The organism is Roseobacter sp. (assembly GCF_024639605.1).
GTDB lineage: Bacteria > Pseudomonadota > Alphaproteobacteria > Rhodobacterales > Rhodobacteraceae > Roseobacter.
In genome coordinates this window covers 1-4,992 of the sequence record NZ_JAHEHZ010000201.1, presented here as the reverse complement: position 1 = coordinate 4,992, position 4,992 = coordinate 1, and the positions used below count along the sequence as shown (strand labels likewise).

The window sequence follows — 4,992 nt, the reverse complement described above, 5'->3', positions numbered from 1 at the left end:
GAAGCCATCGGACAGACATTTCTCGTGACCCTGCGTCTGCCGGATCTGAATATCTCTACCCTTATCCCCGGCGCGTCGATGACGGTGACCGCGACGGTCAACGCTGATTACACCCCGCCGGGTCGCCCGCTGCCGGCTTCTGCGCTGCTGCCCGGGGCGGACCGTTCGGCAAAGGTGATGGTTTTTGAACCCGACGCTGATGACCCGGACAGCGGCACGCTGCGTCTGCAGGAGGTAACCGTGATCTCTGCGGCAGGCACCGATCTGCGTGTGAAGGGTGTTGATGCCGATGCCGAGCTTGTCGGCGCCGGGTTACAGATGCTCAGCGACGGGCAGAAAGTCCGCCGCTACACGGGCCTGACCACCGGGGAGTAAGCACATGCAGATCGCCCGTAACGCCATTGAGCGCCCGCTTTACACCTGGTTGCTGATGCTTTTCTGCCTGCTGGGCGGTGCCGCAGGGTATCTCTCCGTCGGCAAGCTCGAAGATCCCCTTTTTACACTTAAAAACGCGCTGGTGATCACCCCCTACCCCGGCGCCACCGCATCCGAGGTGGCCACCGAAATCTCAGAGGTGCTGGAGAACGAAATCCAGCAGATGGATGAGGTCAGGACAATCACCTCTTCAAACAGGCCCGGGGTGTCGATTGTCGAGGTGGAGGTACGCGACAGCTATGACGGCGACGCCCTGCCTCAGGTCTGGGACGATCTGCGCGACCGGGTTTCTGACGCAGTGGCCGATCTGCCAGCGGGCGCGCAGCCGCCCGTGGTCAACGATGATTTCGGCGATGTGTTCGGTATTTTCTATGCGGTCACTGCACCCGGATTTACCGATGCTGAAATCTGGGAGATTTCAAGTTACCTCAGGCGCGAAGTGCTTTCGGTGGATGGTGTCGCAAATGCTCAACTCATGGGCCTGCCCGAAGAAGCGATTTTTGTCGAACCCGACAGCAGCACAATTTCGAACCTCGGCGTTGATCCTGGTGTGATCCTCGAGGCGGTCGCCACCGCCGGCAGCGTGGTGCCCACCGGATCCGCTCGCTCAGGCGATCGCGAGTTGCGCGTAGATGCCCCGGTGGGTGAGAGCAGCGTGGATGAGATCGCCGGCCTGTCGTTCGGATTTCGCGGCGAAGTGATTAACCTGCTGGACATCGGAGAGGTCTTTCGCGGGCGCGTGGCGCACCCTGAACAGATCATCCGCCACGACGGGGTGCCGGCCTTTACACTCGGGATAGCCGGGCTGTCCTCGCGCAATATCGTTTCGGTCGGACAGGCCGTAGAGACGCATCTCGACGAGATCAGCTCCATTCTGCCTGCCGGAGTCACACTGCACCCGATTTACGAGCAGCACCGGGTGGTCGATGAAGCCAACACAGGTTTTCTGACCAGTCTGGCACTTTCGGTAAGCGTCGTTATCGCCGTGCTGGCTGTCTTCATGGGCTGGCGCGCGGCCCTGGTGGTCGGCATTTCGCTGCTGCTCACGGTTACGGCCACGTTCTTTTTCATGTTCCTTTTCGATGTCAAAGTCGAACGGATCAGTCTCGGTGCTCTTATCATCGCTATGGGCATGCTGGTGGACAACGCCATCGTTGTCGCAGAGGGCATGCAGGTCGAGATGCGCCGCGGCCGCAAAGCACCCGATGCCGCGCAGGAGGTTGCCCGCAAAACTCAGGTCCCTCTTCTCGGGGCGACTGTGATCGGCATTATGGCCTTTGCCGGGATCGGACTTTCACCGGATGCGTCGGGAGAATTTCTGTTCTCTCTCTTTGCGGTGATCGGGATCTCGCTGATGCTTTCCTGGCTGTTGGCGATTACCGTGACCCCGCTGCTGGCACATTACTTCTTTCAGGTCGGCGGGCTCAAAGAGGGCGCTGATGCCTATGACGGCCCGCTCTTTCAGACCTACGGCAAGCTGGTGCGCGGCGCTCTGCGGGTCCGCTGGCTGGTGATTGTCGCCCTGCTGGGGCTGACAGTTGCGTGTTTCGCGGCCTTCGGACAGGTGACGCAGCAGTTTTTCCCGCCCGCCAATACGCCGATCTTCTATTTCAACTTTAAAGCGGCTCAAGGCACCGCAATTCAGGAGACCAGCCGTAATCTGGCCGTGATCGAAGACTGGCTGCTGGCGCGCGATGATGTGCTTTCGGTGACGAGTTCAGCAGGCCAGGGTGTGACGCGCTTTGTTCTGACCTATAATCCGGAACAGCGGGACCCTTCTTACGGACAGCTGATCATCCGCGCGGCGACACCCGAGGCAATTCCGGTCATCCGGGCCGATCTTGATCAATACGCAGCCCGTGCAATCCCATGGGCCGAGAGCCGGTCTGAGCGGGTCATCTACGGCCCGCCGACAGGAGCGGATGTCGAGGTGCGTTTTTCCGGCCCCGACCCTGATGTACTGCGCCGGCTGGCGGCTGAGGCACTCGAGGTTATGAAAACCGCGACACCTGATCTGCACACCGAACGCACCAACTGGCGCGAACGCGAGGTCGTAACGCGTCCCGTCTTTGCCGAGGACCGCGCCCAGGCGGTTGGTGTCTCCAGGTCCGACGTGGCGCAATCCATAGCCCTTGCGACCGATGGCATCCGCGCGGGCGATTACCGCGAACGTGAAAGGCTGATCCCCATCATCATCCGCACCCCCCGTGATGAAGTGACCGAAGCCGGGCAGATGCTGGACCAGATCGTCTGGTCGCCGGCGCTGGGAGATTACCTGCCGCTTGATCAGATGATCGACGGCTTTGACGTGGTGGTGCGGGACACCCTGATCGAACGCCGTGGCCGCGTGCCAACGATCAGCGTTCAGGGCAATGTGATCGAAGGGGTTACCCCGCCGACAGCATTCGCAGCAGTGCGTGACAGCATCGAAGCGATCCCGCTGCCTCCGGGCTACCGAATGGAATGGGGCGGTGAATTCGAAAGCGCGGGTGAGGCCCAGGCCTCGCTTGGGCGGCAGATGCCGCTGAGCTTCGGGATTATGCTGCTGATCACGGTGCTGCTTTTCGGCTCGCTGCGTCAGGCGGCTGTGATCTGGACAATCGTCCCGATGGCCGTGAACGGCGTGGCGCTGGGGCTGCTCTTCACCGGGGTACCATTCAGCTTTACGGCTCTGCTGGGGCTGTTGTCGCTTTCCGGGATGCTGATTAAGAACGCCATTGTGCTGGTCGATGAGATCGACGCACAGAAAGCAGATGGCCGCGCGCAGGAAGATGCCATTGTTCTTGCGTCCATAAGCCGTCTCAGACCCGTGGTGCTGGCCGCCGGCACAACGATCCTCGGGATGGCGCCCCTGCTTACTGACAGCTTCTTTGTTGCGATGGCTGTGACCATTATGGCCGGTCTTGGCTTTGCGTCCGTTCTGACGCTGATCGGCGTGCCGGTGCTCTACCACACCTGTTTCCGCCGCGAACGGCGCGCTGACCGGAAAACAGGGGCCCGTGAGCAGAGCCCTGCCGCGGAATCCGCGGCGGCCTGACCGGTAAGGGGCCCAGAACCGGGATTTCCGCCGCACCCCTGACGTCTTTGCCACCGGATTACGGCGATTCCGTCTTTTCGGTTATCGGACCTGTGGTGAGAATCGCTTCAAAACGTTACCTGCCTGCCCGGAAATAGGGAGCATTTTAACGAATTGCGGCATCCCGGTGGCGCCACACCGGGCACGATCCGCCACATTTCTGCCGCGATGATTACCCCTGTGATCGGGCCCCAAGTTATTAATAAACAGGTCATATCTGCAAAAATCTGATTAAGGCCGGCCCCGGGGGACCCGACAGGCTGCCTTGATTTCAGCACTGTTCGCGCCTCTTTTCAGCACTGATCAGGCTCAACCCGTCCGAATTACGTCCCAACTTTGCCATCAGGACCCGGGATAAGGTTTTCAGTCGCGCTTTCTTTCGCTGCCGGGAAAGCAAACAGCGCTGGCTCCTGATGAAACTGAATAAGGCTCCAGATATGACCGACTTTGTGATCAGACTTTCTGCTTACCGCCACCCGCTCAGCAAATTTCCCCGCATCGCCGCAGGGCTTTTTGCGATTGGCCTCGGTCTCAGCCTCGCTGTTCTGCCTGCGACCGAAGCACATGCCGGCGACGGCAACAGTTTTCTGCCGGCCAGGATGGCCATTGCCGCCCCGACGGGTGCGCGCGGCCTGTGCGGAAAGTACCGGTGGGCCTGCTCTCATTCGGGAACCAGCAGTAAGGTGTCGCAAGGCGATCTGCGCAAGGTTGATCAGATCAATCGCCGCGTTAACCGTCAGATCCGTGAAGTCACCGACCAGTCGCAGTACCGCAAGGCCGACTACTGGACCCTTCCTCAGTCCAGCCGCGGCGATTGCGAGGACTTTGCACTGCTCAAAAAGAAAGAGCTGATGCGGGCCGGATTTGCACCGCAGAACCTGTTGCTGACCACAGTTCTGGACCGTCAGGGGCGCAGCCACGCTGTTCTTGTGGTGCGTACAACTGCGGGCGACTACGTGCTCGACAATCTCAACGATAAGGTCAAACCCTGGAAAGCCACGCGCTATACCTTCCTGCGCATGCAAAATCCCAGAAACCCGGGTGCCTGGGTAGGCGTGCTGACCAAAGCCTGACCTCTCCGGTCACTTCAGATAAAAAAAAGCCGCGGTTCTTGCCGCGGCTTTTTCCATTTTTAATCTGTGACTGATCAGCGGTTGTTGCCCCGGCCCCCGCCATTTCCGTCGGCGTTGCCGTTACCGCCGCCGTTGCTCCCACCGTTGCCGTTCCCGCTACCGCCGCCGGTATTGCCGCCGTTACCGGTGCCGTTGCTACCGTTGCCGGTGCCCTGACCGGACCCACCGGTGTTACCGCCGCCGTTCCCGGGGTTGCCGGCATTACCATTGCCGTTGCCAGGCCCGTTACCGCCGCCATTGCCGCCGGCATTGCCGTTACCGCCGCCGTCGCTGCCACCGTTGCCGTTCCCGTTACCGCCGCCGGTATTGCCGCCGTTACCGGTGCCATTGCCACCGTTGCCGGTGCCC

The 4,992-nt window shown here is 60.9% G+C and carries 3 protein-coding genes and 1 pseudogene; 3 read left to right on the top strand and 1 reads right to left on the bottom strand.

What is annotated here, in order from left to right; translation table 11 throughout:
* The 3 genes and pseudogenes from Q0M35_RS17315 to Q0M35_RS17305 all read left to right on the top strand — a co-directional run.
* A pseudogene (locus Q0M35_RS17315) lies at positions 1–375 on the top strand (efflux RND transporter periplasmic adaptor subunit); the annotation flags it as partial.
* Between the two features lie 4 nt (positions 376–379).
* A complete protein-coding gene (locus Q0M35_RS17310) occupies positions 380–3,472 on the top strand; it encodes an efflux RND transporter permease subunit (protein WP_295317507.1) in 3,093 nt (1,030 codons plus the stop codon).
* A 476-nt stretch (positions 3,473–3,948) separates the two neighbouring features.
* Positions 3,949–4,584, top strand: coding sequence for a transglutaminase-like cysteine peptidase (locus Q0M35_RS17305; protein WP_295317506.1), 636 nt, complete (start codon positions 3,949–3,951; stop codon positions 4,582–4,584).
* A 74-nt stretch (positions 4,585–4,658) separates the two neighbouring features.
* Here the strand turns inward: Q0M35_RS17305 and Q0M35_RS17300 are convergent.
* On the bottom strand, positions 4,659–4,992 hold a 334-nt coding region (locus tag Q0M35_RS17300), incomplete at its 5' end, for a hypothetical protein (RefSeq protein ID WP_295317505.1).